Below are 23,400 nucleotides of genomic sequence, written 5' to 3'. Positions count from 1 at the left end.
CGCTCCGCGCCGCACGGATCTCAGATCCGTGCGGCAACCTCAAGGCGTATTACGCCCGCTTCTTCTGGTCCTTGTCGTCGACCTCCTGGAAGTCGGCGTCGATGACGTCGTCCTTCTTGGCCTCTCCGCCCGGGGCTGCGCCGGCAGCGGCGTCCGGAGCGGCCTGGCTCGCGGCGTACATCGCCTCGCCGAGCTTCATCGAGGCCTGCATCAGGTCGGTGGTGCGGGCCTTGATCTGCTCGACGTCCTCGCCGGCCAGCGACTGGCGCAGGGCGTCGATGGCGGTGGTGATCGCGGCCTTGTCGGAGGCCGGGACCTTGTCGCCGTGCTCGGTCACCGACTTCTCGGTGGCGTGGATCAGGCTCTCGCCCTGGTTCTTCACCTCGACCAGCTCGCGGCGCTTCTTGTCGTCGGCCGCGTTGGCCTCCGCCTCCTGCACCATGCGCTGGATGTCGGCGTCGGACAGGCCGCCCGAGGCCTGGATGCGGATCTGATGCTCCTTGCCCGTCGCCTTGTCCTTGGCCGTCACGTTGACGATGCCGTTGGCGTCGATGTCGAAGGTCACCTCGATCTGCGGCAGGCCGCGCGGGGCCGGCGGGATGCCGACGAGGTCGAACTGGCCGAGCAGCTTGTTGTCGGCCGCCATCTCGCGCTCACCCTGGAAGACCCGGATGGTGACCGCGTTCTGGTTGTCCTCGGCCGTCGAGAACACCTGCGACTTCTTGGTCGGGATGGTGGTGTTGCGGTCGATGAGCCGGGTGAACACGCCGCCGAGCGTCTCGATGCCGAGCGACAGCGGGGTCACGTCGAGGAGCAGCACGTCCTTGACGTCGCCCTGGAGCACGCCGGCCTGCACCGCGGCGCCGATCGCCACGACCTCGTCCGGGTTGACGCCCTTGTGGGGCTCCTTGCCGAAGAAGGTCTTCACCTGCTCCTGGACCTTCGGCATGCGGGTCATGCCGCCGACCAGCACCACCTCGTCGATCTCGGCCGCCGAGACGCCGGCATCCTTGAGCGCCTTGCGGCAGGGCTCGATCGTGCGCTGCACCAGGTCGTCGACCAGCGACTCGTACTTGGCGCGGCTGAGCTTCAGCGCCAGGTGCTTCGGGCCGCTCGCGTCGGCGGTGATGTAGGGCAGGTTGATCTCGGTCTGGGTCGCCGAGGACAGCTCGATCTTCGCCTTCTCGGCGGCCTCCTTGAGGCGCTGGAGGGCGAGCTTGTCCTTGGTCAGGTCGATGCCCTGCTCACGCTTGAACTCGGCCGCCAGGTACTCGACGATGCGGTTGTCGAAGTCCTCGCCGCCCAGGAACGTGTCGCCGTTGGTCGACTTCACCTCGAACACGCCGTCGCCGATCTCGAGGATCGAGACGTCGAAGGTGCCGCCGCCGAGGTCGTAGACCGCGATCAGGCCGGTCTTCTTCTTGTCGAGGCCGTAGGCGAGCGCCGCCGCGGTCGGCTCGTTGATGATGCGCAGCACCTCGAGGCCGGCGATCTTGCCGGCATCCTTGGTGGCCTGGCGCTGGGCGTCGTTGAAGTAGGCCGGGACGGTGATGACCGCCTGGGTGACCGGCTGGCCGAGATGGGCCTCGGCGGTCTCCTTCATCTTCTGCAGGGTGAAGGCGGAGATCTGCGACGGCGAGTAGGGCTTGCCGTCGGCCTCGACCCAGGCGTCGCCGCCGTTCGAGCGGGCGATCTTGTAGGGGACGAGCCCCTTGTCCTTCTGCGTCATCGGGTCGTCGTAGGTACGGCCGATCAGACGCTTGATGGCGAAGAAGGTGCGCTCGGGGTTCGTCACCGCCTGGCGCTTGGCCGGCTGGCCGACGAGCCGCTCGCCGTCGTCCGTGAAGGCGACGATCGACGGGGTGGTGCGCGCGCCTTCCGCGTTCTCGATGACCTTGGGCTGCGTGCCTTCCATCACGGCCACGCAGCTGTTGGTGGTGCCAAGGTCGATGCCGATCACTTTACCCATGGTGGGATCCCTCGTTGGTGTTTTTTAAGCAGACCGCCGAGCCCCGAAGCAGCTCGGCCCATGGCGGTACTTGTCGAATGGTTTGAGCTCGAATGGGTTGAGCCTGGGCGGGCCGGACCGGACCGCGCCTCGCCGGAGGCCGGCGAGCGGGGGCGTTCCCGCGCCGAGCCCGATATAAGAAGGGGATTTCGGGCCCGCAAGGCGAGCCGGCGAGGCGAAAGACCCGGTCGGCGCACGCCGTCCGCGGCGGCGCGAATCCGGCCGTCCGGACCGGGCCGGTCCCGTGTTTCGCGGCGCCGCATCCCCAAGGGCCTGCGGTCAAGCCGCCACGACAATGTTGCGGGCTTGCCACGCCCGTGCCACGGACCGCATGCTAGGACCCTGCGGAACGTCCGTCGCCGTGCCGCGTACCTGTGCCTGGAGCCTGATGCAGCCCGTTCGCCCCTTCCTCCGCCCGGTGGCCCTGCCCGCTCTGGCGGCCCTGCCCCTCGCGGCGGTCCTGATGGTGGCGCCTGCCCCGGCCTCGGCCCAGTCGTTCCTCGAGGAACTGTTCGGCATCGGCCGCGCCGCCCGCCCGCCGGTGCCCCCGGCCGCGGTGCCGGGCGGGCGCGGGCCCCTGGAGCCGGGCGAGGCGCCCCCCGAGGCTGCTCCCCGGCCGGCCCCCGCACCGCCCGCGCCGCCGAAGCCCGTGGTGCTGAAGACCCCCAACGACGACGCGGTGCTCGGCCAGGACCTGCAGCAGAACGGCAATGCCGGCTCCCTGCGCCTCGATCGCGCCGGTGGCGGCTACACCGCCCGGGTGACGGTCGCCGGCACCAAGGTCTCGCAGCCGACCGAGTCCTGCAAGGTCGCGCTCGGCGACGGCCAGCCGCTGACACTCGCCGACCAGGGCAAGCCCAACGGCGTGACGCAGCTCGCCTCCGCCGGCCCGGCCTGCCCGCTGCGGTTCGAGATCCTCGAGGGCAGCGTGATGGTGACGCCGCTCGCCGAGGCCGAATCCTGCGTGTTCACGGCATCCGACTGCGCGACCACCCCCAAGGGCCTGTGGGGACCGGGCGCCGCCGCCCTGCTGCCGCGGGCGCAGGAATTCGATTCGGCCCGCGGTGTCGCCGACAAGGCGGTGCGCGAGAACTACAAGGTGATGACCCAGCGCGCCCGGCGCGAGGACGTGCGGCCGATCGTGACCGAGCAGGCCGCCTTCTCGGCCGACCGGGAGCAGATGTGCCGCGCCTACGTTCGCGAGGGCGCGCACGGCTTCTGCCACCTGCGCTTCTCCGAGGCCCGGGCCCTGTCGCTCGCCACCCGCCTCGGCCTGTCGGGCGCCGCGCCGACCGCGAGTGCTGCCCCGCGCCCGGCGGCCCGCAAGCGCCCCGCCCCGGCGGTGGAGGGGATGAACCCGGGCTTCGAGGCCGGGGCGCAGGACCAGTAGCCCGCAGGCCGTTCCCCGCAGCCCGGCCCCGCCTCAGGCGTGGCCGGCGGTGGCCGAGAGCATGGCCGGTTCGATGCCGATGCCGCGCAGCGCCCGGTCGTACTTCGTCTCCAGCGCGGTGTTGAAGATCAGCTCCGGATCGGCCGGGCAATGCAGCCAGCCATTGGCCTGGATCTCGCTCTCGAGCTGACCGGCCTGCCAGCCGGCATAGCCCAGCGCCAGCACGGCGCTCTCCGGGCCGCGGCCGTCGGCGATCGCCCGCAGGATCTCGATCGTCGCGGTGAGGCAGATCCCGTCGTCGATCAGCAGGGTCGACTGCTCGATGTGGAAGTCGGGCGAGTGCAGCACGAAGCCCCGGCTCGCCTCGACCGGACCGCCCATCAGCACCGGCATGTGGCCGATGCGGTGCGGCAGCCGGATGGCGTCGTCCTTCCCGATGATGTCGAGCTGCACCAGCAGGTCCGGCATGTTGAGGTCGGAGGCCGGCTTGTTGACGATGATCCCCATCGCCCCTTCGGCGGAATGCGCGCAGAGATAGATGACCGAGCGCGAGAACCGCTCGTCGGCCATGCCCGGCATCGCGACGAGGAGCTGCCCGTCGAGGTAGCTCGGCGCTCCGCGGGGCGAGGTGTCCGCGCCCTCGACGTGCGGACCGGCCACCCCGTCGGCGTGATCCTGCGAGGGATCCCGCGAGGGATCTTGGGAGAGAAGGTCCTGAGGAAATCTGCTGCGCATGGCGTCCATGCTACCCCCCGCTCCGGCGTTGTCCATAGCCCGCCGCCGGGGGTGAACGCGCACCGGCGCCCGGCGGCTCCCGTACCGCTTGCCGCGGCCCGCCTCGACTCCCCCGGACGGCCGCGCTAGACCCCGGCCGGGCTCGAGGCCCCGGCGGGGCCGGCCCGGAATGGTTCCAGGAGACCCACGATGACGATCCAGGTCGGCGATCACCTGCCGCAGGCGACCTTCCGGGTGATGGGCCCCGAGGGCCCGACGCCGAAGACCACCGACGACGTGTTCAAGGGCCGCCGGGTGGTGCTGGTCGCGGTGCCGGGCGCCTTCACGCCGACCTGTCACCGCAACCACCTCCCCGGCTACGTCACTCGGCGCGACGAGATCCTGGCCCGCGGCATCGACGCGATCGCGGTGACCTCCGTCAACGACGTGTTCGTCCTGGAGGCCTGGTCGAAGGCGGCCGGCGCCGAGGGCATCGAGTTCCTGGCCGACGGCAACGGCGACTTCGCCAAGGCGATCGGCCTCGACATGGACGGCACCGGCTTCGGCCTCGGCATCCGCTCGAAGCGCTACGCCATGCTGGTCGAGGACGGCGTGGTGCGGGTGCTCAACGTCGAGGACGCGCCGTCGAAGGCCGACCTGTCGGGGGCGGAGACGCTGCTGAAGGCGTTGTGAGCGGTCTTCCCGGGTCGCTTCGGTTGCGCTGACGAACCGACGGCTGCCGGTTGGTTCCGGTGCCGCGAAAGCGGCGTCCGGGATCCGGACGCGCAGCCGCGGTGATCGCGTGACCGACGTTCCGCCGCCTTCCTGCGCCCCTGCGGTACGAATTCCGGTCTCTCGCCTCCGGCGAGTTCCGGATCGATGCGCAGGGGGCATTTTCGTCGCGAGAGAACGGCCGGCGCATCGATCTCGGGAGCCGCGTCGCACCGGTCGATCCCGGGCAGACCGCAGGTCGGCGACTCGCCCCTCGTCGTGCGGGCGAGCCAGGTCGAGATCGGCCCCGACCCGCGGCGAGCGGCGCACGGCCGCCGTGAGCCCGCCCTCTCCGCGACGATGAATCGGCGAGCCTTCCGCAGCCGGCTCAGCGCTCGGACGTGCCGGTCCGCTCTTTGGAATTCAAGGTGATGTCTGGCTTGGATAACCATGGGCAATTGGAGCGGGCGAAGGGATTCGAACCCTCGACCCCAACCTTGGCAAGGTTGTGCTCTACCCCTGAGCTACACCCGCTCACTGTGCCGGGCCTGATCGAACTTGGAGCGGGCGAAGGGATTCGAACCCTCGACCCCAACCTTGGCAAGGTTGTGCTCTACCCCTGAGCTACACCCGCCCAAACTCGTTCGGCCTCATGGAAAAACTGGAGCGGGCGAAGGGATTCGAACCCTCGACCCCAACCTTGGCAAGGTTGTGCTCTACCCCTGAGCTACACCCGCTCGCTGTTTTCCGTCGGCGTCACCGTGGCGGCGCCGATGAGCGGCATAAACACCATTCCGCCGGGGAGCGCAAGAGGTTGCGGAGCCGGCTCCGCGGTGTCCTCCCGGCAGCCCCTTCCCTACCAGGTCGAGGCCGGCGGCAGGCCGTCGCGGATCTCGGCGAGGCGCGTCCGGGTTGCCGGAGTGGTCTCCGGCGGCAGGGCGTCGAGGGGGAAGAAGCCGGTCTCGGCGATCTCGCGGTCGGGGCGCTTGGGCTCCGGCACCGTGAAGGCGCGGGCGACGTAGAGCGCGACGTGGTCGCGCCCCGCGCCGATCCGGTTGAGGTAGAAGCCGTGCAGGGCCGGCGGCGCGCCCGGATCGAGCACGATGCCGGTCTCCTCGCGGAACTCCCGGGTCACGGCGTCGAGGGCCGTCTCGCCGGGCTCGATGCCGCCGCCCGGCAGGTGCCAGCCGGGCATGTAGGTGTGGCGCACGAGGCAGACGCGGTTCTGCGCGTCGATCGCCGCCCCGCGCACGCCGAGGGTCATCCCCCGGGTGACGCGCCAGACGAGGTGGGCGGCCCGCATCATCAGGGCCTGTCGGCGCGTCATCCCGGAATGTCCCTGTCCTAGACGACGGTCAGGCGGATCTCGCCGACGCCCTCGATCGCCCCGACCATGGTCTGGCCGCGGGTGACCGCGCCGACGCCCTCCGGTGTGCCGGCGAAGATCACGTCGCCGGGCTCGAGCGCGAAGTAGGTCGACAGGTAGGCGATCTGCTCGGCCACCGACCAGATCATGTCGGAGAGGTCGCCCTTCTGGCGCACCGCGCCGTCCACCGCCAGGGTGATCGCGCCCCTGGCCGGATGCCCGATGACCGAGGCCGGCTTCAGGGTGCCGACGGGCCCCGACAGGTCCGAAGCCTTGCCGAGCTCCCAGGAGCGGCGCAGGGCCTTGGCGTCGTCCTGGAGGTCGCGGCGGGTCATGTCGAGGCCGACGCCGTAGCCGTAGACGTGGTCGAGGGCCTCCTCCACCGGGATGTCGCGCCCGCCCTTGGCGATCGCCACCACCAGCTCGACCTCGTGGTGGTAGTTCTCGGTCTTGGGCGGATAGGGATGCTCGACCGTCTCGCCGTCCGGCACCACCTGGAGCGCGTCGGCGGGTTTCATGAAGAAGAACGGCGGCTCGCGGGTCGGGTCGGCGCCCATCTCCCGGGCATGGGCGGCGAAGTTGCGCCCGACGCAGTAGACCCGGCGCACGGGAAACAGGTCGTCGGTGCCTTGGATCGGGAGCGCGGTGCGCGCCGGGTTCGGGATCACGGAGAGCATGGGGCTGCTGTCTCGGGCGAAGTTTCGCGATGGGCCGCGCATCTTGGAAAAAGGGCCGGCCGACCGTTATCTAGAGGGTGGTTCCGTGGTGCGCCATCCCGCCCCGCCGCAACCCCCTCCTTCGTGATGCGCCCCCCGTGACCGACAGCCTCATCGCCACCCTGGCGGCCCGCCTCGGGCCCGCGCACGTCCTCACCGACGCGACCGACGTCGCCCCTCACCTCGCCGAGACCCGCGGCCTCTATCGCGGCGAAGCGCTCGCGGTCCTGCGCCCGCGCGACACCGCGGAGGTCGCCTTCGCGGTCCGGGCCTGCGCCGAGGCGCGGGTGCCGGTGGTGGCCCAGGGCGGCAATACCGGGCTCGTCGGCGGCGGCGTGCCGTTCGGCGGCGTGGTGATCTCGCTCGCCCGGCTCGACCGGGTGCGGGCGGTCGATCCCCTCGACGCCACCATCACGGTCGAGGCCGGCTGCGTCCTTGCCAGCGTCCAGGCGGCGGCCGACGCCGCCGGCATGCTGTTTCCGCTCTCGCTCGCCTCCGAGGGTTCGTGCCGCATCGGCGGCAACCTCGCCACCAATGCCGGCGGCACCGCGGTGCTCGCCTACGGCAACGCCCGCGAGCTGACGCTCGGGCTCGAGGTGGTGCTGGCCGACGGGCAGGTCTGGAACGGCCTGCGGGCGCTGCGGAAGGACAATTCCGGCTACGATCTCAAGAACCTCTTCGTCGGCTCGGAGGGGACGCTCGGCATCATCACCGCCGCCGTGCTGCGGCTTCACCCCAAGCCCGCCTCGAAGGCGACCGCCTTCCTCGGTCTCGCCTCGGCCCGCGCGGCGCTCGACGCCTTCGGAGCCTTGCGCGCCCGCCTCGGGCCCCGCCTCACCGCCTTCGAGTACGTGCCGCGCTTCCCCCTCGAGGTGGTCCTGCGCCACCTGCCCGGCGCCGTGCGGCCGCTCGAGGGCGACCACCCGTCCTACGCCCTCGTCGAGGTCTCCTCGCCGGCCCCCGACGCCGACGAGGAACTCGAGGCGCGCTTGGGCGAGCTGATCGAATCCGGTCTCGTCGCGGACGCGACCCTGGCCCGGAGCGAGGCGCAGGCGGCGGCCCTGTGGCGCCTGCGCGAGAGCCTGTCGGAGATGCAGGGCCACGAGGGCGGCTCGATCAAGCACGACGTCTCGGTGCCGGTCTCCCGGGTGGCGGAATTTCTGGAGCGGGCGACCGAGGCCTGCGAGGAGGCGATGCCGGGGGTGCGGGTCTGTCCCTTCGGGCATTTCGGCGACGGCAACATCCACTTCAACCTGACCCAGCCGGTCGGGGCCGAGAAGGCTGCGTTCCTCGCCGAGTGGCCGCGCTTCAACCGCATCGTCCACGACATCGTGCACGCCATGGACGGCTCGATCGCCGCCGAGCACGGCGTCGGCCTGATCAAGCGCGACGAGCTGCCCCGCTACAAGGACCCGGTCGCCCTCGACCTGATGCGCCGCCTCAAGGGCGCCCTCGACCCGCATGGCCTGCTCAACCCCGGCAAGGTGCTGGCGGCGGAGGGCGCGCCGGAAGCGTTCCCGGCCAAGGGCGGCGCGGCGGCCCGCTCCGGCACGGCCGCATGATCTCGCTGTTTCGCCAGGCGTCTCCGACACCGGCCGGCCTCACCGCGGCGGCGCTCCTCGGCGCCTTCGAGAGCCTGGGCGACAATTGCGAGTTCGGCATCGCCCAGCGCTACGCGGGGATCGACCCGCTCGGGCTCTTCCGCCTCTCCTCGGCGCCGATCGCCGACCTCACCCACGCGGTCGAGACGCGGTTCTCGCACTATGGCGGGCCCGACGACATCGAGGTCCGGGTCGGGGCCGGCGGCTACCTCTTCTGCCACAGCCGCCGTTACGGCTTCGCCTACCATACCGGCGACACGGCGCCCCGCACGGCCCCGACCGCCATCCTCGACCGCGAGATCCGCCGGGTCGCCTACCTGAAGGAGCGCCTGCTCGCCGACCTCGCGGCAGGCGACAAGATCCTGGTGCGCAAGGGCCCGCCGGGGGAGAGCGAGGCCGCGGTGCGGCGCCTGCTCGCCGCCCTGCGGGCGATCGGCCCGGCGACGCTGCTGCGGGTCTGCGCGGCCGGTCCGGAGGATGGCGGGATCGGGTCCGGCCGCGTCGTCTGGCGCGGCGAGGGGCTGATGCAGGGCACGCTGCCGCAATTCGCCCCCTACGCGGCGGCGACCGATGCCGACCTCGCCGGCTGGCTGGCGGTCTGCGGCCGGGCCTACGCGCTGCGCCACAGCCTCGTCGAGGCCCCGCCGCTCGCGCCGTCCGGCCCGCCGGTCTTCTCGGCGCCCGAGGAGGCCCGCCACGTCCTGCCCGCCGCCGCGCCCGCGCCCGGCACGCTTCTCGGTGCGCACCCGATCGCCGGCCTGCGGCCGAACCGTCTCCACGTCGTCTCGGCGGAGATCCGGCTGCCCGAGGACTTTTCGGGTACCCGCGCCGCCGTCACGATCGCAGACGCGGCGCTTCACGCCCGCCGCGACGCCGATCCCGCCCGCCGCGGCACCTGGCAGACGGTCTACGCCGCCACCCGCACCCGCAAGCGCCAGAGCGAGGCCACGATCGGCCTGATGCTGGCAGGCCCGGCCGGGACGACGGTCGAGACGCGGGGCTGGCGGGTGGCGGAGGGGTGCCTGCCGGGGGTGGCGTGAGGCTGCAGGATCCGGGCGGAGCCGGGCGGCCGGTCTTCGCCGAAGCGACGGCCCCGAGTGAAAGGAAGGGAGCGGGCTCCCTTCTCCCGGCCCGTCGGGAGACGAAAGGTCCCGTCCCTTTTTTCGGGGACGCTCCTACCGCGCCTCCGCCTCCGCCGGCGGCTCGCGCTCGACCGTGCGGAAGCCTTCGAGCTCGCCGAGGTAGCTGCGGGCCCACCAATCCACGTCCTCGCGCGCCATGCGCTCGAACATCGGCTTCCAGCGCTCGACCCGCTCGGCCTTGGGCATGTAGAGGGCGGCGCGGATCGCCTCCGCCACCTCGAACCGGTCGTAGGGGTTGACCAGCAGCGCCTCGGGCATCTGGCGGGCGGCGCCGGCGAATTTCGACAGCACCAGCACGCCCGGATCGTCCTCGCTCTGGGCGGCGACGTATTCCTTGGCGACGAGGTTCATCCCGTCGCGCATCGGCGTCACCACGCCGACACGCGCCGCGCGGTAGAGCCCGGCCAGCACCGCGCGGGGATAGGCCTTGGTGACGTACTGGATCGGGGTCCAGGACGGCTCGCCCAGCGACCCGTTGATGTTGCCGAGCACCTCGTTCACGTCGCGGCTGAGCTGCTCGTATTCCGGGACCTCGGTGCGCGACTTCGGGGCGATCTGCAGGAAGACGACGTTGCCGCGCTGGTCGGGGTTGGAGGCGAAGAAGCGCTCCACCGCCTCCATCCGCTCGGGCACGCCCTTCGAGTAGTCGAGCCGGTCGACGCCGATGAGGAGCTTGCGGGTGCGCAGGCCCGCCACCGTGTCGCGCACGGTGCGGTTCATGCCGGCGCGCTCGGCGGCCTGGCGGAAGCCGTCGACGTCGATGCCGATCGGGAAGCTGCGGATGCGGGTGCGGCGCCCGTCGACCATCAGCGAGCCGCCGCCGAGCGGGATCGCACGCAATTCGTCGACGAGGTTGCGCGAGAGGTTGTGCACGTCGCTGTCGGTCTGGAGGCCGATCAGGTCGTAGTCGGAGACGGCGCGCAGGAGCTCGGTCGAGGCCGGCAGGGTGTTGAACACCTCGCCCGACGGCCACGGGATGTGGTGGAAGTAGCCGATCGGGTTCGAGACGCCCAGACCCCGCAGCTCCGAGGCGAGCGGGATCAGGTGATAGTCGTGCACCCAGATCAGGTCGCCCGGCTCGATCAGGCCGGCGAGCGCCTGGGCGAAGATCCGGTTGACGCGCTGGTAGCCGGCGTAGTCGGCCCGGGAGAACGCCGCCAGGCCGAGGCGGTAATGCATGATCGGCCAGAGCGCCCGGTTGGCGAAGCCGCTGTAATACTCGCGGTGGTCCTGGGGCGAGAGGTCCATCACCGCGTACTGCACACGGCCCCGGTCGGCGATCACCGGCTCGGAGGACGGGTTGTCGGTGATCTTGCCGCTCCAGCCGAACCACAGCCCCTTGTAGGCCGTGAAGGCCTCCTTGAGGGCGACGGCGAGCCCGCCGGCCGCGACCGCCTTGGATCCCGCGTCCGGGACGGCGACGCGATTCGACACGATGATGAGGCGTGACACGGCGGGTATGGACTCCGGCTGCACGGACCTTGTGGGGCGGGAACGTCGCCGCGTCCATCCGCCCCTGACGGGGAAAACGCGCGGTGAGCAAGCGCGATCCGCGGGGTTTGGTCAACCCTCGAGGCGAATCCTGACCGTGCGACACCCGGACCGGCTGTGCCCGGCGCTCCACAGGAATTCCGCCGCGATTCACATGGGGCAAGGCTTAGGCAAGACCGCTCGCGGCGTGACCGGAACCGGGCGCCTTGGCTGCTGTTACTCGCAATAACGTCGCATGTGTGCGGCGCGGCGGCCGGCGCGGCCGGATGCCGTGCCGCGGAGAACGGAGTTCCCCCCAATGAGCGCGGGTTACGATAACGGACAGCACCGGGCCGAGGACCGGGGTGCCGTCGGCGAGCGGCCGGCGGATTGGAACGACCTGCGCCAGGACGTGCGCCAGCTCGGCGACGTCGCGATGGAGCGCGGCTTCAGCCTGGTCGACTCGGCCCGCGAGCAGGTCCACGGCTACGTCGACCGCCGCAAAGGCGACGCCGCCCAGTCGGTCTCCGACCTCGCCCAGGCCCTTCGCGACTCGGGCGGCAAGCTCGACCAGCAGCCCAACGTGAAGGCGTTCTTCGACAGCGCCGCAGAAGGCCTCGAGCAGCTCTCGGGCTCGATCCGCGAGCGCAGCTTCGAGGATTTCTACAGCGAGATCGAGTCTGTGGCCCGCCGCCGGCCGGCCGCCGTCGCGGTAGCGACCTTCCTGACCGGGTTCCTGGCCGCCCGCTTCATCCGCTCCTCGGCCCATCCCGCCCACGTCCTCGACGGCCGCGAGGCCTTCGGGCGCGGGCCCGAGACCCGTCGCGATTCCTCCCGCGAGGGCTACGGCGCCGGGTCGTCGTCCTACCGCGCGCCGTCCCACGGCGCCCGCGAGGTGCCGGGCGCCCACAGCGAGCCGGAGACCGCCCGGCCCGATCCCTACCGCACCGGCGCGTCCGGCCCGCGCTACTCGGCCTGACGGAGGCGCCGCCATGGCCGATCCCATGACAGACAACCGCCCCCTCGGGGGCACCGGCGCCCCCGGCAGCATCCAGGGGCTGCTCGGCGACGCCCTGCGGGAGACGACCGATCTCGCCCGCAAGGAGATCGCCCTCTTCCGCACCGAGATGTCGAACAACCTGAGGTCGCTGTTCCTCGGGCTCGGCATGATGGTGGGGGCGGCGGTCTTCGCCGTCGTCGCCCTCCTGGTGCTCACCGACGCCCTGGTGAAGTGGCTCGCCACGGTGGTGCATTCCGAGGCGCTCGCCGCGCTGATCGTCGGGGCGGTGTTCCTCGCCGTCGCCATCGGTCTCGCCCTGTGGGGCCGCAGCGCCATGTCCCTGTCGACCCTGACGCCGACCCGCACGACGCGGCAGGTGCGCCAGGACGCCCGGGTCCTGTCCGAGAGGGTGTCGGGATGAGCCAGTCGATCAACGACCTCGAGCACGACATCGAGCAGACCCGCGCCCGCCTCGACCGGACGATCGACCAGATCCAGGGCCGGCTCTCTCCGGCCAGCATCGTCGACGAGATGCTCGGCACCGCGCGGCAGACGCCGGCGATGGCCGGCCTCTACGACGGGGCGCTGGCCGCGGTGCGGCGCAACCCCGTCCCGGTCATGCTGATCGTCGCCGGAGTGGGCTGGCTCGTCCACCGCGTCGCTCGGGAATCCGAGCGGCGCCGCGAGCTCGATGCCACGATGGCCGGGGCCGAATCGGTGCCGGTCCTGAATACCGGAACGGCCCGGGTCTACGACCCCGACCGCCCCACCGCCCACCCGGCCGCCGACCGCGTCGCCGAGAGCCTGCGGATGTGATGCCGGCGCCGGCCCCGAGGGCCGGCGCCCGTTTCAGAGAATTCTCGTTTCGTTGCAGGCCGGAGCGGGCGCGGGCTTCCCCGTCCCCCGCCTGCCAGGGAGTACCCGAGTCATGGCAGAGCACACCATCAACCCGGCCAATCCGGGCGCCCCGTCGGCCCACACCCCCGCGACCGGGCCCGAGCGCAACCTGCACCAGGACCACGACACCGTGCGCCGCAACCTCGACGCCGCGCAGGATTCGGCCGGCGACGCGGCCCGCCACGCCGGCGAGGCCGCCAAGGAGGCCGCCGCCGGCATGTCCGAGCGCGTGAGCGAGACCGTCTCGGCGATCGGCGAGCGCATCGGCGAGACCGCAGACCAGCTGCGCGCCAAGGCCGACGCGGCGGCCGACCGGCTGAAGCGCGGCGCCAGCGACGCGGTCGACCGCGCGCATGCCGAGGCGAGCCGAACCTACGGCGCCGTCGGCGGCCGCAGCTCCGACACGATCGACCGCGCCCGCGACTGGGCCAACGACCGGATCGAGACCGGCTCGCGCCGCTACGCCGACCTGCGCGACCGCGGCAGCGACCGGTTGGCGCAGGGCCAGAACACCGTCGAGCGCTTCGTGACCGAGAACCCGGTTCTCGTCGGCGTCGTCGGCCTCGCCGCCGGCATGCTGCTCGGCGCGCTGCTGCCGCGCACCCGCCAGGAGGACAAGGTGGTCGGTCCCTGGGCCGACGAGGTCCGCGACCAGGGCCTGCGCTACGCCCACGAGGCGACCGAGCGCGGGCGGCAATTCGTCGAGACCGCCCTCGACCAGGCGCAGGACGCCGCCGTCGCGGCCGCCCACGCCGCCTCGGACGAGCTGCGCAAGAACCAGCCCGGCCAGAACCAGCCTGGAGAGGGCCCTGCGGGCACCTCCGAGCCGGGCCGGCAGACGCACTGACCGTCCAACTCCGCCGCATCGTCCCGGGCCCTGCGCGGTCCGGGACGATGGGCTGTGTTCGACCGGGAGCGCGACCCGGGCGAGGTTCTGCACGAGAAACGGCCGGTCCTTCGGGGCCGGCTTTTTCATGTCCGCCTTCCTTACTTCCCGACGGTATTCCGGGACCCGCGGCGGCAGGCACCGCGTTGTCGGCCATGACCTCCGCCGCTCCCTCCCCCGATTCCGGGGCTCGCCTCGGCTTCTGCTGCAAGTTCATCCCGGACGAGGAGCCCGGTCGGCACAAGACGCTGAAGGCCGCCAAGGACGCCGCGCTGGTGATGAACGTCACCACCGTGACGATCGCGCATCTGCGCCGCCTCGCCCCGACAGCCGCCCGCGAGAAGCTCGTCGCGGTGGTGACCCACAACCTCGCGGCGATGGGACGCCAGGTCGCCTGGGTGGCGGACAGACCGCCGCTCGAGCGGTTGCTGAGGCTCGCGAGCTCGATCCTGCCGGGCTACACCCATCCGGAGGTGCGCGACCTCTACGCCGATCCGGAGTTTCGCCGCACGATCGAGGACGGCCTCGCGGCGGTGGGCGAGGCGGCGCGGGCGGGCGGGGTGCGGCTCAGCATGCATCCGGGCCCGTTCTGCATCCTGGCCAGCCGCAACCCGGCGGCGCTCGCGAACGGCATCGCCGAGCTCGACTACCACGCCGAGGTGATGGCGATGATGGGCTATGGCGGTGGGTGGCACCCGCACGGCGCCCACATCAACATCCATGTCGGCGCCCGCGATCCCGGCGTCGAGGCGTACCGGGAGAACCTCGACAGGGTCTCGCAGGTCGCCCGCGACCTCGTCACGGTCGAGAACGACGAATCCGCCTTCGGCCTCGACGAGGTGCTGCGCCTCGCCGACCGGGTGCCGGTGGTGCTCGACCTGCACCACCACTGGATCCACAGCCGCGGCGGCTACCTCGAGCCGGAAGATCCCCGCATCGCCCGGGTGATCGAATCCTGGCGCGGGGTGCGCCCGGTCGGCCATGTCAGCGTCTCGCGCGAGGACGTGCTGCCGGGCCACGACCCCGACGCGCTGCCCGACTTCGTGGCCCTGACCGAGGCCGGCCTCAAGGGCCGGGACCTCGCGGCCCATTCCGACCTGATGTGGAACCGGGCGCTCAACGACCACATCGCCCGCCACCTCGCCTGGTGCGACATCGAGGTCGAGGCCAAGCACAAGAACCTCGCCTCGACCGGGCTGGCGCTGCAGGTCGGCCCGATCCTCCTCGGCACCGCGCCGGCCGTGCCGGCCCTGGCGGCCGAGTAGGGATGGTCTCGACGCTGGGGCGCCGTGCCTGTAACGGTGCGGCATGAAATCGGCCGATTGCGACATCCTCGTCGTCCCGGGCTACACCAATTCCGGGCCCGACCACTGGCAGAGCCGCTGGCAGGAGCGGCTCTCGACCGCCCGCCGGGTGGACCAGGCGAGCTGGGACCATCCCGAGCCGGACGCCTGGCGCGACGCCGTGATCGCCGCGGTGCAGGCGGCGAGCCGGCCCGTGGTGCTGGTCGCCCACAGCCTCGGGGTGATCGCCTGCGTTCAGGCGGCACCATACCTTCCCCAGGGCGCGGTCGCCGGCGCCTTCCTGGTGGCGCTGCCCGACATCGAGCGGCCGGACACGCCGGCGGTCCTGCGCCGCTTCGCGCCGATCCCGCGCGAGCCCCTGCCCTTCACGTCGGTGCTGGTGGCGAGCCGGACCGACCCCTACACCGCCTACGACCGCGCGGGCGCGTTCGCGGCGGATTGGGGAGCGGAGCTGGTCGATGCCGGCGAATCCGGCCACCTCAACGGCGAGAGCGGGCACGGGCCCTGGCCGGAGGGGCTGATGCGCTTCGCCGGCTTCCTGCGCACCCTCTAGGCCGCGCCCGTGATCCCCCATCTCGACATGGTCGAGCCGGCGACGGCGGCGACCTTCCGCGAGGCCGACTACCTGGCGGCCAACCCCGACATCCACCTCGCGGTGCGCGAGGGGCGGCTCGCCAGCGGCCGGGCACACTTCGATCGCCACGGCCTGCGCCAGGGCCGGCGCCAGAGCCGCCTGCCCGAGGGGCTGGAGGTCATGCGGGCCGACAAGCTGGCGCGCCTCGCTCCCCTGATGCGGGACGACCTGCCCCACCGCCGCCCCGGGGGTAAGTACGACTACCTCAGCGACGAGCTGCGGGCGCTCTCGGGCGCCGAGGACAGCCCCAACGTCTCGCAGAACGCCTACGACGCCCACGTCCTGGAACTGATCGACGCGAATCCCGACGGGCTGGTCCTCGATTGCGGCGCCGGCCGGCGCGACCGCTACTACGCCAACGTCGTCAACCTCGAGATCGCCGATTACGACACCACCGACGTGCTCGGCATCGGCGAGGTGCTGCCGTTCCGCGACGCGAGCTTCGACGGGGTGATCTCGATCGCGGTGCTGGAGCATGTCCGCGATCCCTTCGCCTGCGCCCGCGAGATCGCCCGGGTGCTCAAGCCCGGCGGCAAGCTGGTCTGCGCGGTGCCGTTCCTGCAGCCGCTGCACGGCTACCCGCACCACTACTACAACATGACCGGCGAGGGCCTGCGCAACTTGTTCGCCGACCGGCTCGCCGTCGACCACCAGTACGTCCCGACCTCGCTCCTGCCGATCTGGACCCTGACCTGGATGGTCCAGTCCTGGTCCGCCGGCCTGCCGCCGGACGTGCGCAAGCGCTTCCTGTCGCGCCGCCTCTCCGACTTCACCGCCGACCCGCTGTCGCTCCTGAACGAGCCCTACGTGACGCAGCTCGGCGACGACAAGAACATGGAGCTGGCAAGCGGCACCTACCTGTTCGCCCACAAGGAGTAGCGGGCGGCTTCCGCGCTCAGGCGACGTGCAGGATCGCGTCCTTCATCACCCGGGCGACGACGTCGCAGGTGAGCGCGCTCGCGGCGCAGTGGGTGACCTGCCGGTCGTTGTGGTCGTGGTCGAGGCGCGGGTCGCAGGCGCTCGCCAGGAAGTAGCCCGCATCCGTGATGCTCATCACGTAGACGTCCGAGGCCCGGCCGGTCTGCCGGTTGATCAGCATGAACTGGGTGTAGGCCTGCTCGAAATCGGGCCGTCCGCGCAGGGACGGCCCGCGCTCCACCAGCACGCCGTGGGGTGCCAGCTGCGCCGAGGCCGCCTCCAGCACCTCGGCGGCGATGCCGCGCAGGAGCGCCACGCGCCGCGCATCCTCGTCCGAGAGCGCGGCATCGGGCTGCGCCTCCGAAACCGGGCTCGCCTCGCGGCGCCGGCGCTGCTCCTCGAAGAAGGCGCCGAAATCCGACAGCACCACGTCGGGGCACCGGGGAACCGTCAGGGCTTCCATCATCGCGCCGCGCTCCTTCTCCTCCGCGAGACTGTCCCGTTGTTCAGTTCGAATCAACTCGGGCGTGCGGCCGGGAGATCCGGCATGACGCTCGGCGTGCTCGCGGCTTCCTTTCCGACATGCGCGGGGCTCACCGTCCCGCCGAAAGGGCGGCCGCCAGCATCGCGCAGGCCGGGTGCCCCACGCCGTCCACGAGGTCGGGCGCGACCGTCTGCTGCCAGACCAGGAAACCGCCGCCGCCGAGGTCGAGGATCGCCGACCGCCCGGCCCGGGCGCGGCCCTCCGCGACGACGACGGAGAGGCGGAAGGCCTGCCGGGGCGACGGGACCGGGCCGGCGGAGCCCGGCAGCGACCGGCTCGCCGCTGGGTTCACCCGCCGCACCAGCGCCGCGAGGTCGAAGCGGCCCCCTGCATTGTAGACCGTCAGCACCGGCGCGAGCCGCGCCGCGAGCGCCGGAGTCATCGAGGGCAGGCGGCCGATCTCGTCGGCGCTGGCGAAGGGGCCGTTGCGGGGTCCCCAGGCGAGGCCGCGGGCGCGGTATTGCGCCAGCTCCGCCCCGCCGTTCGGCTCGGGCGCGTCGTCGGCGTCGCGGTAGTCAACGATCTCGGCGCCCAGCGCCATCGCATCCCGGTCCGGCACGCCGAGGAGCCGGAACGCCTCCTCCATCGCCGGGCGCGGCGTGGCGTTGAGGTCGATCAGGCCGCCCTGGTCCTGGAGCGACACCAGGGCGACCCGCCCCGGGGCCAGCGGGCAGGCGGCGACGGTGCCGTCCTCCGGCAGGCCGGCCTCGGTCCGGCGGTAGACCCGCCCGAGCTGGAGCTCGTAGGCGATCAGGCGGGCGATCCCGTCCGCCGCTCCCTGGAGCCGCACCGCGTCGGCCCGGGCCTGGGCGAGGCCGGTGGCGGAGCGGACCTGGAGCAGCGCCCCGGCCAGCACCGCGCCGACGACGATGAAGATCGCCAGCACCGAGAGCAGGACGAAGCCGCCCTCGCCCGCGTCCGCGGGACCGGTCCCGGGCGCACGCGCGGGCGCGCTCACGGGCCGGCCTCGAGGGCGATCAGCAGCGGCGGCCAGCGGCGGCGGTCCTGGGGAAGGAAGGCGACCTGGATCTCGACGAGGAGCGGCGCCCGGTCGGTCCGCGACCAGCTCTGCTGCCAGAGCGGCCGGGCGCCGTCGGAGGGCGCGCCGTAGTAGCGGATCGCGAGCCCGGCGATTCGCCCGAGGATCACTTCTCCGATCGCGTCTCCGATCGCCCCGCCGGTCCCCTCGCGCTCGCTCCGGTCCTCCCGCAGGTCGAGGCCGCCGGCGAGGCCCGGCACCAGCGCGAGGGTCGCGGCGACCTCGGTCGGGCGCTCCAGGGTGCGGTCGGGGGCCAGCACCGCGACGAGCCGGTCCGGGCCGCCGCCGAGGGTCGGCCGGCTCCCGTCGGGGCGGCGTTGCGCCAGGCTGCCGAGGGTGCGCCGCAGGTGGTCGCGCACCGACTGCACCTCCTCGGCCCCGGCCGCCCGCGAGGCCGCCGCCGAGGCGCCGCCGGCGATCCGCACGGCGTTGAGCAGCAGCACGCCGATCAGCCCGGCGAGCGCGAGGCAGACCAGGGTCTCGACCAGGGTGAAGCCGGCCTGCCGCGCCTCGGCTCGCGTCTCGTCCCCGCCGCGCCGGCTCATTCGGGCGTCTCCCCGGGCTTGCCCGGGACGAGGGTGGCGTAGAGGGGCCTCGCCTCGGACCCGCCGGCCGCGACCCTGACCTGCCAGAGCGGCGGCGCGCGGCCGAGCCCGAGGACCGGGCGCAGGTCGAGGACCGCCAGCGTCCAGGGCGTGCCGTCCGAGAACCGCCCCTGCACGAGGCCCGGCCGCAGCGGACCCTCGGCGAGGCGGCGCAGGACGACGCCCTCCGCCTCGTCGGCGGCGATCCGCCGGGTCTCGAGGCGCCGCACCGCGCCGGCCGCCGTGCCGGCGATCTCGAACGCCATGATGGTGGCGGCAGCGGCGATCGCGAAGGCCACCAGCACCTCGACGGTGGTGAAGCCGTCCTCGTCCCGGCGGGCGCGCCGCGGCCTCACGGCCCGTCCTCCCGCCGCACCCGTCCGGTCAGGGCGCTCACCGACAGGACCCGGCGCGAGGCGCCGGCCGCGAGCAGGATCCGCCCGCCGGTCGCGCTGCCGTCGGGCAGGAGGCGCAGCTCCCCCGGCACCGGCCGGCCGACCGGGCCGGGCTCGACCGCGACCGCCAGCGCTCCGACCGGGATCGGCAGGGCCCCCGGACGGGAGCTGACGAAGCGGGCGGCCTGCGGCTCGTAGGCGAGGCGCCCGGCCCGGCCCGAGCGGATCGCCTCGGCCCGCAGCCGGCCGATCTCGGCCGCGATCGTCTCGGCGACCAGCACGATGCGCCGGTCGAGGGCGCCGGGGCCGATGGACCGGAACGCGACGCCCGCGGCCAGGGCCAGGATCGCCATCGTCACCAGAATCTCGACGAGGGTGAAGCCGTCCTCCCGCCCCTTCGCGCCCGCCCTCACCCGGCGGCCCCGGCGAAGAGATCCGCATCGAGGCCCAAGGCCGCGACCGCGAGGCCGGCATGCAGGCCGAGCGCCAGGAACGGGCCGAACGGCAGGGCGGTGTCGCGCCCGACCTGCCGGCCGGCGAGCGCCATCGCGGCGACGGCCGCGAGCGCCGACAGGCTCGCCGCCAGGACGAGCACCGGCAGGCCGGCGAGCCCCGTCCAGGCGGTGGCGGCGGCGATGAACTTGACGTCGCCGAGCCCTAGCCCGATCCGCCCGGTCGCTCGTGCGTGGAGCGCGCGCAGGCCGTAGAACAACCCGTACGCGACGACCGCTTGCGCGAGGGCGAGGAGCGCCGCCTCCGCCCCCTCCCGCCACGTCGCGAGGCCGAGGCCGAGGCCGAGGAGCGCCAGCGTGAGCGCGTCCGGGATGATGCGGCGGCGCAGGTCGATCAGGCTCGCCGGCAGCGTCAGCGGCAGCGGCAGCAGGACGAGGAGGAGGCCCGACATCACGCCCGCCGCGACGGCCGGGCGCGGGCGGGCGCCGACGGGTTCAGGGCGAGGATGCGGTCCTGCGGGATTCGGGCCGGGCCGGCCGGCGGGGCCACGACGGGCGGGAGCGCCGCTGGGACATCGGCGGGCGGGGCGGCGGGAGGCGCGTCCGGCACCGCTGGCTCCGGTGCGGGCGGCGGGAGGTCTTGCAGGGAGAGGTCTTGCAGGGAGAGGTCTTGCATCGGCACGGCGCCGGCGGGCGGCTCGGCCGCCTGTCCGGCCGGCGCCCCGGCCCGGGCCGGGCGGGCGCCGTGGCGCAGGGTCCATTCGCGCAGGTGCAGCCAGTAGAAATAGGCCGCGAGCGAGGCCGCCAGCACCCCGGCGAGCCAGAGCGAGAGCAGCAGCCCGGTCGGGACGACGCCGTTGAGCTCGCGCATCAGCCCCAGCGCGAAGGCCGCGTACCAGGACACGCCGGAGACCGCGCCCGAGACCAGGAAGATCCCGGTGCGCACGCCCGACACCCCGTCGAGCATCGGCCGGCCGATGTCGCGCAGGACGCCCGGCAGCACGACCGCGTGAATCAGGAGCCCGTTGACGGTGAGCGCCAGCACCACGACGAGCTTGGCCCAGAGCTTCGGGTTGGCGAGCTTCTCCGGCGATTCGACCGCGTAGACCGCGAGGAAGCCGAGCCCCGAGAGCCAGAGCAGGCCGAGCCCGACCGTCACCACCTTGCTGACGAACAGGAAGATCCGGGCGATCTCGGGCGGCAGGCTGCCCCAGCGCATCCAGCGCAGGATCCAGAAGTCGAGCATCGTGGCGCCGCCGAGCCCGAAGCTGAGGCCGATCAGGTGGACGCCGACGAGGAGCGTCAGCACCCGCACCGGCGGGAACGGCGCCGGCAGCGGCACCGCGAGCGGCCCGGCGAGCGCGGCCCCGCCGAGGAGGACGCAGCCCGCCAGGGAGAGCGCCGCCAGGGAGACTACCCCCAGGGCCCGGCCGCGCCGCCCGGTCCGGTGCGGGCGTCCGGCGGCGCGGTCCATCGGTCTCATCGCGTGCATTCCGTCCACGGTCGTCCCTGGCCCACGCCGCCTCGCGGTCCGATCCTGTCCGCAGAGTCGATAATAAATCCCGACTCGCCTGGGGACCGGCCCGCGGGTCCGCGATGGCAGTGAGGGCTTCTTTACGAAGAGACGGCACGCTCCCGGCCGTATTGTTCCCCGCGCCGAGGCCGCCGGATGCTCACCACGACCATGCAGGACCCCCGGGCGCCGCAACGGAACCCATCCGCGAACCAGGCCGGATTCTCGCTCGTCGAGCTGCTGGTCGTCCTGGCGATCATCGGCATGATCGCCACCATGGTGACGCCGCAGGTGCTGGGCTATCTCGGCCGAGCGAAGGGTGAGACGGCACGCATCCAGGTCAAGAACATCGCCCAGGCGGTCGAGCTCTACTATCTCGATCTCGGCGCCTACCCGACGACCCAGCAGGGCCTCCAGGCGCTGGTGCAGGCGAGCGGGCCGGCCTGGCGCGGGCCCTACGTGCGCGACGCCCGCGGCCTCGTCGATCCGTGGGGCCACGCCTACCTGTACCGCGCGCCCGGCAGCGGCGGCACGCCGTTCGAGGTCTACAGCCTCGGCGCCGACGGCAAGGCCGGCGGCAGCGGCGACCAGTCCGACGTCGCGAGCAACTGAGGCGCGCGAGCGCTCCGGTCCGGCGGTCGATCCGCCGGGCCTTACAGTAAAGTCTCGGCCGGCCCCCGCGTATTCCGGTCGTTAGGGCGGACCGGCACCGCCGATCCGTCCCGGCTCCATTGCCGTCCCTCCCCCGATCGGCAGATTTCGCTCCGGCGAGCATTCGGGCCGATCGCACGCTCAGGCTGTATTTCCTGCGCGCGGCGACTATGGGACACCGGTGATTCGGCGTCTCTCAACGCCTCGTTAACCATAACTCCCCTAACGTTCGGTCCAGCGACGGGCGGGCACGGGGATTGCGGGGGAATGACGAGAGGTGCGCCTGTCCTCGCCCTGGCGCTCGCCTGCCTCTGGCCGCTCGCCGCCGGCGCCGCGGAACCGATCGGGTATGCCGGATCGCGCGAGCCCGGTGCCCTGGTGCTGCGCGGCAACGACCGGCTGATCGGCGGCGAGGTGCCGGCCGAGGCCCCGGTCGCGGGCGGGCCGGTGAGCCTGAACCTCGTCGAGGTGCCGCTGCCGGTCGCCGCCAAGGCGGTGTTCGCCGACACCCTCGGATGGGGTTACAGCCTCGACGAGCGCGCCTCCGGCACCATCACTTTGCAGACCGGCGGGCCGGTGAGCCGCGAGGCCCTGCTGCGGATGTTCGAGGCCGCGCTGTCGAGCCGCGGCCTGTCGTTGCGCCGCCACGGCCGCAGCGTCCAGATCGTGCCCTCGGGCGCCGGCCCGGAGATCCGGCCGGTCCAGGGGGCGGGGGCCGAGGCGGGCGCGGTCGCGGTTCCGCTGCGCTGGATCTCGGCCGCCGAGATGCAGGCGATCCTCTCGTCGGTCGCCCCGCGCGAGGTGGTGCTGCGGGCCGACCGGGCGCGCAACCTCCTGATCCTGTCCGGCGACGCGGCCCAGATCCGGGTGCTGCGCCAGACCATCGCGATGTTCGACGTCGACTGGATGCGCGGCATGTCGACCGCGATGGTGCCGGTGCGCAGCACCAACCCGGTGGTGCTCGCCCGCGACCTGACCCAGATCTTCGGCGGCGAGACCGCCGGTACCGGCGACGTGATCCGCTTCATCCCCAACGAGGCGCTGAACGCGATCCTGATCGTCTCCTCGCGCGCCGCCTATCTCGACCGGGCCCGGGGGCTGCTCGACCAGCTCGAGACGCTGGCCGCCGACCGCGAGCGCCAGCTCTTCGTCTACCGGATCCAGAACCGCTCGGCCAAGGAACTCGCCGCCGTGCTGCAGGGCGTGGTGATGGCCGAGATGGGCGGCGGCTACGGCCAGTCGGGCATCGGCGGTGCCATGGGGGGCGGTTACGGCGGCGGGGGTTACGGCGGCTATGCCGGCGCGGGCGGGCTGGGTGGCGGTGGGCTCGCCGGCAGCGGCCTCGGCAGTGGGGGACTGGGTAGCGGGGGGTTGGGCGGTGCGAACCCGGCGGCCGGCGGGCCGGGCGCAGGCGGCGGGCCCGGTGCCGCGGCGGGCTCCGGCTGGGACACGGGCGGTGCTGGCG

The 23,400-nt window shown here is 73.0% G+C and carries 24 protein-coding genes, 3 tRNA genes and 1 pseudogene; 13 read left to right on the top strand and 15 right to left on the bottom strand.

Features of this window, described 5'->3' with window-relative positions:
- Positions 1 to 49 precede the first annotated feature (49 nt).
- On the bottom strand, positions 50 to 1,969 hold the full coding sequence (gene dnaK / locus HPY23_RS02465; protein ID WP_060847974.1) for a molecular chaperone DnaK: 1,920 nt from the start codon (positions 1,967 to 1,969) through the stop codon (positions 50 to 52).
- A 427-nt stretch (positions 1,970 to 2,396) separates the two neighbouring features.
- Between dnaK and HPY23_RS02460 the strand changes: the two genes are divergently transcribed.
- Positions 2,397 to 3,398, top strand: coding sequence for a hypothetical protein (locus HPY23_RS02460; RefSeq protein WP_091883886.1), 1,002 nt, complete (start codon positions 2,397 to 2,399; stop codon positions 3,396 to 3,398).
- A gap of 33 nt (positions 3,399 to 3,431) precedes the next feature.
- Here the strand turns inward: HPY23_RS02460 and HPY23_RS02455 are convergent, their stop codons facing one another.
- Complete coding sequence (locus tag HPY23_RS02455; RefSeq protein ID WP_091884231.1) at positions 3,432 to 4,133, bottom strand: YqgE/AlgH family protein; 702 nt, start codon at positions 4,131 to 4,133, stop codon at positions 3,432 to 3,434.
- 189 nt (positions 4,134 to 4,322) lie between these two features.
- Between HPY23_RS02455 and HPY23_RS02450 the strand changes: the two genes are divergently transcribed.
- Entirely contained in the window at positions 4,323 to 4,805 is a 483-nt protein-coding gene (locus HPY23_RS02450; RefSeq protein ID WP_060847976.1) for a peroxiredoxin, read from the top strand.
- A gap of 477 nt (positions 4,806 to 5,282) precedes the next feature.
- Here the strand turns inward: HPY23_RS02450 and HPY23_RS02445 are convergent.
- The 5 genes from HPY23_RS02445 to HPY23_RS02425 all read right to left on the bottom strand — a co-directional run bounded on the left by HPY23_RS02445 (position 5,283) and on the right by HPY23_RS02425 (position 6,866).
- A tRNA-Gly gene (locus HPY23_RS02445) sits at positions 5,283 to 5,357 on the bottom strand.
- Between the two features lie 25 nt (positions 5,358 to 5,382).
- Positions 5,383 to 5,457 (bottom strand) — tRNA-Gly (locus HPY23_RS02440).
- Between the two features lie 28 nt (positions 5,458 to 5,485).
- Positions 5,486 to 5,560, bottom strand: a tRNA-Gly gene (locus HPY23_RS02435).
- A 119-nt stretch (positions 5,561 to 5,679) separates the two neighbouring features.
- A complete protein-coding gene (locus HPY23_RS02430) occupies positions 5,680 to 6,150 on the bottom strand; it encodes an NUDIX domain-containing protein (RefSeq protein WP_091883888.1) in 471 nt (156 codons plus the stop codon).
- 17 nt (positions 6,151 to 6,167) lie between these two features.
- Positions 6,168 to 6,866, bottom strand: a complete 699-nt coding sequence (locus HPY23_RS02425; RefSeq protein ID WP_091883890.1) for a fumarylacetoacetate hydrolase family protein — start codon at positions 6,864 to 6,866, stop codon at positions 6,168 to 6,170.
- A gap of 137 nt (positions 6,867 to 7,003) precedes the next feature.
- On the opposite strand from HPY23_RS02425, the gene HPY23_RS02420 reads away from it, so the two are divergent.
- Positions 7,004 to 8,467: an FAD-binding oxidoreductase gene (locus HPY23_RS02420; protein ID WP_091883892.1), complete on the top strand. Its 1,464-nt coding sequence runs from the start codon at positions 7,004 to 7,006 to the stop codon at positions 8,465 to 8,467.
- Positions 8,464 to 9,546: a hypothetical protein gene (locus HPY23_RS02415; RefSeq protein WP_091883895.1), complete on the top strand. Its 1,083-nt coding sequence runs from the start codon at positions 8,464 to 8,466 to the stop codon at positions 9,544 to 9,546. The genes HPY23_RS02420 and HPY23_RS02415 overlap by 4 nt, the downstream gene beginning before the upstream one ends.
- Before the next feature lie 135 nt (positions 9,547 to 9,681).
- Here HPY23_RS02415 and HPY23_RS02410 read toward each other — a convergent pair whose 3' ends face one another.
- A complete protein-coding gene (locus HPY23_RS02410) occupies positions 9,682 to 11,100 on the bottom strand; it encodes an alpha,alpha-trehalose-phosphate synthase (UDP-forming) (protein WP_060847981.1) in 1,419 nt (472 codons plus the stop codon).
- A 337-nt stretch (positions 11,101 to 11,437) separates the two neighbouring features.
- On the opposite strand from HPY23_RS02410, the pseudogene HPY23_RS02405 reads away from it, so the two are divergent.
- The 7 genes and pseudogenes from HPY23_RS02405 to HPY23_RS02375 all read left to right on the top strand — a co-directional run.
- Positions 11,438 to 11,920 (top strand): annotated as a pseudogene (locus HPY23_RS02405) (hypothetical protein); the annotation flags it as partial.
- 190 nt (positions 11,921 to 12,110) lie between these two features.
- A complete protein-coding gene (locus HPY23_RS02400) occupies positions 12,111 to 12,539 on the top strand; it encodes a phage holin family protein (RefSeq protein ID WP_236012637.1) in 429 nt (142 codons plus the stop codon).
- On the top strand, positions 12,536 to 12,934 hold the full coding sequence (locus tag HPY23_RS02395; RefSeq protein ID WP_060847982.1) for a DUF3618 domain-containing protein: 399 nt from the start codon (positions 12,536 to 12,538) through the stop codon (positions 12,932 to 12,934). Before HPY23_RS02400 ends, HPY23_RS02395 begins: the two co-directional genes overlap by 4 nt.
- Before the next feature lie 112 nt (positions 12,935 to 13,046).
- Positions 13,047 to 13,862: a hypothetical protein gene (locus tag HPY23_RS02390; protein ID WP_236012636.1), complete on the top strand. Its 816-nt coding sequence runs from the start codon at positions 13,047 to 13,049 to the stop codon at positions 13,860 to 13,862.
- A 194-nt stretch (positions 13,863 to 14,056) separates the two neighbouring features.
- Positions 14,057 to 15,166 carry an apurinic/apyrimidinic endonuclease family protein gene (locus HPY23_RS02385; protein WP_091883899.1) on the top strand — a complete coding sequence of 370 codons (1,110 nt, stop codon included), beginning with the start codon at positions 14,057 to 14,059 and terminating at the stop codon, positions 15,164 to 15,166.
- A gap of 43 nt (positions 15,167 to 15,209) precedes the next feature.
- Positions 15,210 to 15,758: an RBBP9/YdeN family alpha/beta hydrolase gene (locus tag HPY23_RS02380; RefSeq protein WP_091883901.1), complete on the top strand. Its 549-nt coding sequence runs from the start codon at positions 15,210 to 15,212 to the stop codon at positions 15,756 to 15,758.
- A gap of 9 nt (positions 15,759 to 15,767) precedes the next feature.
- On the top strand, positions 15,768 to 16,718 hold the full coding sequence (locus HPY23_RS02375) for a class I SAM-dependent methyltransferase (protein ID WP_139234905.1): 951 nt from the start codon (positions 15,768 to 15,770) through the stop codon (positions 16,716 to 16,718).
- 16 nt (positions 16,719 to 16,734) lie between these two features.
- On the opposite strand, the gene HPY23_RS02370 is transcribed toward HPY23_RS02375, so the two are convergent.
- The 7 genes from HPY23_RS02370 to HPY23_RS32775 all read right to left on the bottom strand — a co-directional run bounded on the left by HPY23_RS02370 (position 16,735) and on the right by HPY23_RS32775 (position 21,245).
- Positions 16,735 to 17,223 (bottom strand): hypothetical protein, encoded by a 489-nt coding sequence (locus HPY23_RS02370; RefSeq protein WP_060847986.1) that lies wholly within the window; start codon positions 17,221 to 17,223, stop codon positions 16,735 to 16,737.
- A gap of 127 nt (positions 17,224 to 17,350) precedes the next feature.
- A complete protein-coding gene (locus HPY23_RS02365) occupies positions 17,351 to 18,259 on the bottom strand; it encodes a type II secretion system minor pseudopilin (protein ID WP_091883906.1) in 909 nt (302 codons plus the stop codon).
- Entirely contained in the window at positions 18,256 to 18,885 is a 630-nt protein-coding gene (locus HPY23_RS02360; protein WP_091883909.1) for a prepilin-type N-terminal cleavage/methylation domain-containing protein, read from the bottom strand. Before HPY23_RS02360 ends, HPY23_RS02365 begins: the two co-directional genes overlap by 4 nt.
- Positions 18,882 to 19,280 carry a hypothetical protein gene (locus tag HPY23_RS02355; protein WP_091883912.1) on the bottom strand — a complete coding sequence of 133 codons (399 nt, stop codon included), beginning with the start codon at positions 19,278 to 19,280 and terminating at the stop codon, positions 18,882 to 18,884. Before HPY23_RS02355 ends, HPY23_RS02360 begins: the two co-directional genes overlap by 4 nt.
- Positions 19,277 to 19,732 (bottom strand): prepilin-type N-terminal cleavage/methylation domain-containing protein, encoded by a 456-nt coding sequence (locus HPY23_RS02350; protein WP_091883914.1) that lies wholly within the window; start codon positions 19,730 to 19,732, stop codon positions 19,277 to 19,279. The genes HPY23_RS02355 and HPY23_RS02350 overlap by 4 nt, the downstream gene beginning before the upstream one ends.
- Positions 19,729 to 20,223, bottom strand: a complete 495-nt coding sequence (locus HPY23_RS02345; RefSeq protein WP_091883917.1) for a prepilin peptidase — start codon at positions 20,221 to 20,223, stop codon at positions 19,729 to 19,731. The genes HPY23_RS02350 and HPY23_RS02345 overlap by 4 nt, the downstream gene beginning before the upstream one ends.
- On the bottom strand, positions 20,223 to 21,245 hold the full coding sequence (locus HPY23_RS32775) for a hypothetical protein (protein WP_236012635.1): 1,023 nt from the start codon (positions 21,243 to 21,245) through the stop codon (positions 20,223 to 20,225). The genes HPY23_RS02345 and HPY23_RS32775 overlap by 1 nt, the downstream gene beginning before the upstream one ends.
- A 195-nt stretch (positions 21,246 to 21,440) precedes the next feature.
- Between HPY23_RS32775 and gspG the strand changes: the two genes are divergently transcribed.
- Together gspG and HPY23_RS02330 are read left to right on the top strand one after the other, a co-directional pair.
- Positions 21,441 to 21,896 (top strand): type II secretion system major pseudopilin GspG, encoded by a 456-nt coding sequence (gene gspG / locus HPY23_RS02335; RefSeq protein ID WP_060847990.1) that lies wholly within the window; start codon positions 21,441 to 21,443, stop codon positions 21,894 to 21,896.
- A gap of 306 nt (positions 21,897 to 22,202) precedes the next feature.
- The coding region (locus tag HPY23_RS02330; protein ID WP_276530178.1) for a secretin N-terminal domain-containing protein at positions 22,203 to 23,400 on the top strand (1,198 nt) is incomplete at its 3' end.

The organism is Methylobacterium ajmalii (genome assembly GCF_016613415.1).
Classification (GTDB): Bacteria; Pseudomonadota; Alphaproteobacteria; order Rhizobiales; family Beijerinckiaceae; genus Methylobacterium; species Methylobacterium ajmalii.
This window is presented reverse-complemented; position numbering and strand designations above follow the sequence as displayed.

What these genes read in the sequence shown, in the direction of transcription:
- dnaK (WP_060847974.1), bottom strand. Translation starts at nt 1,969, where the DNA reads ATGGGTAAAGTGATCGGCATCGACCTTGGCACCACCAACAGCTGCGTG.
- HPY23_RS02460 (WP_091883886.1), top strand. Translation starts at nt 2,397, where the DNA reads ATGCAGCCCGTTCGCCCCTTCCTCCGCCCGGTGGCCCTGCCCGCTCTG.
- HPY23_RS02455 (WP_091884231.1), bottom strand. Translation starts at nt 4,133, where the DNA reads ATGCGCAGCAGATTTCCTCAGGACCTTCTCTCCCAAGATCCCTCGCGG.
- HPY23_RS02450 (WP_060847976.1), top strand. Translation starts at nt 4,323, where the DNA reads ATGACGATCCAGGTCGGCGATCACCTGCCGCAGGCGACCTTCCGGGTG.
- HPY23_RS02430 (WP_091883888.1), bottom strand. Translation starts at nt 6,150, where the DNA reads ATGACGCGCCGACAGGCCCTGATGATGCGGGCCGCCCACCTCGTCTGG.
- HPY23_RS02425 (WP_091883890.1), bottom strand. Translation starts at nt 6,866, where the DNA reads ATGCTCTCCGTGATCCCGAACCCGGCGCGCACCGCGCTCCCGATCCAA.
- HPY23_RS02415 (WP_091883895.1), top strand. Translation starts at nt 8,464, where the DNA reads ATGATCTCGCTGTTTCGCCAGGCGTCTCCGACACCGGCCGGCCTCACC.
- HPY23_RS02400 (WP_236012637.1), top strand. Translation starts at nt 12,111, where the DNA reads ATGGCCGATCCCATGACAGACAACCGCCCCCTCGGGGGCACCGGCGCC.
- HPY23_RS02395 (WP_060847982.1), top strand. Translation starts at nt 12,536, where the DNA reads ATGAGCCAGTCGATCAACGACCTCGAGCACGACATCGAGCAGACCCGC.
- HPY23_RS02390 (WP_236012636.1), top strand. Translation starts at nt 13,047, where the DNA reads ATGGCAGAGCACACCATCAACCCGGCCAATCCGGGCGCCCCGTCGGCC.
- HPY23_RS02385 (WP_091883899.1), top strand. Translation starts at nt 14,057, where the DNA reads ATGACCTCCGCCGCTCCCTCCCCCGATTCCGGGGCTCGCCTCGGCTTC.
- HPY23_RS02380 (WP_091883901.1), top strand. Translation starts at nt 15,210, where the DNA reads ATGAAATCGGCCGATTGCGACATCCTCGTCGTCCCGGGCTACACCAAT.
- HPY23_RS02370 (WP_060847986.1), bottom strand. Translation starts at nt 17,223, where the DNA reads ATGATGGAAGCCCTGACGGTTCCCCGGTGCCCCGACGTGGTGCTGTCG.
- HPY23_RS02360 (WP_091883909.1), bottom strand. Translation starts at nt 18,885, where the DNA reads ATGAGCCGGCGCGGCGGGGACGAGACGCGAGCCGAGGCGCGGCAGGCC.
- HPY23_RS02345 (WP_091883917.1), bottom strand. Translation starts at nt 20,223, where the DNA reads ATGTCGGGCCTCCTCCTCGTCCTGCTGCCGCTGCCGCTGACGCTGCCG.
- HPY23_RS32775 (WP_236012635.1), bottom strand. Translation starts at nt 21,245, where the DNA reads ATGGACCGCGCCGCCGGACGCCCGCACCGGACCGGGCGGCGCGGCCGG.
- gspG (WP_060847990.1), top strand. Translation starts at nt 21,441, where the DNA reads ATGCTCACCACGACCATGCAGGACCCCCGGGCGCCGCAACGGAACCCA.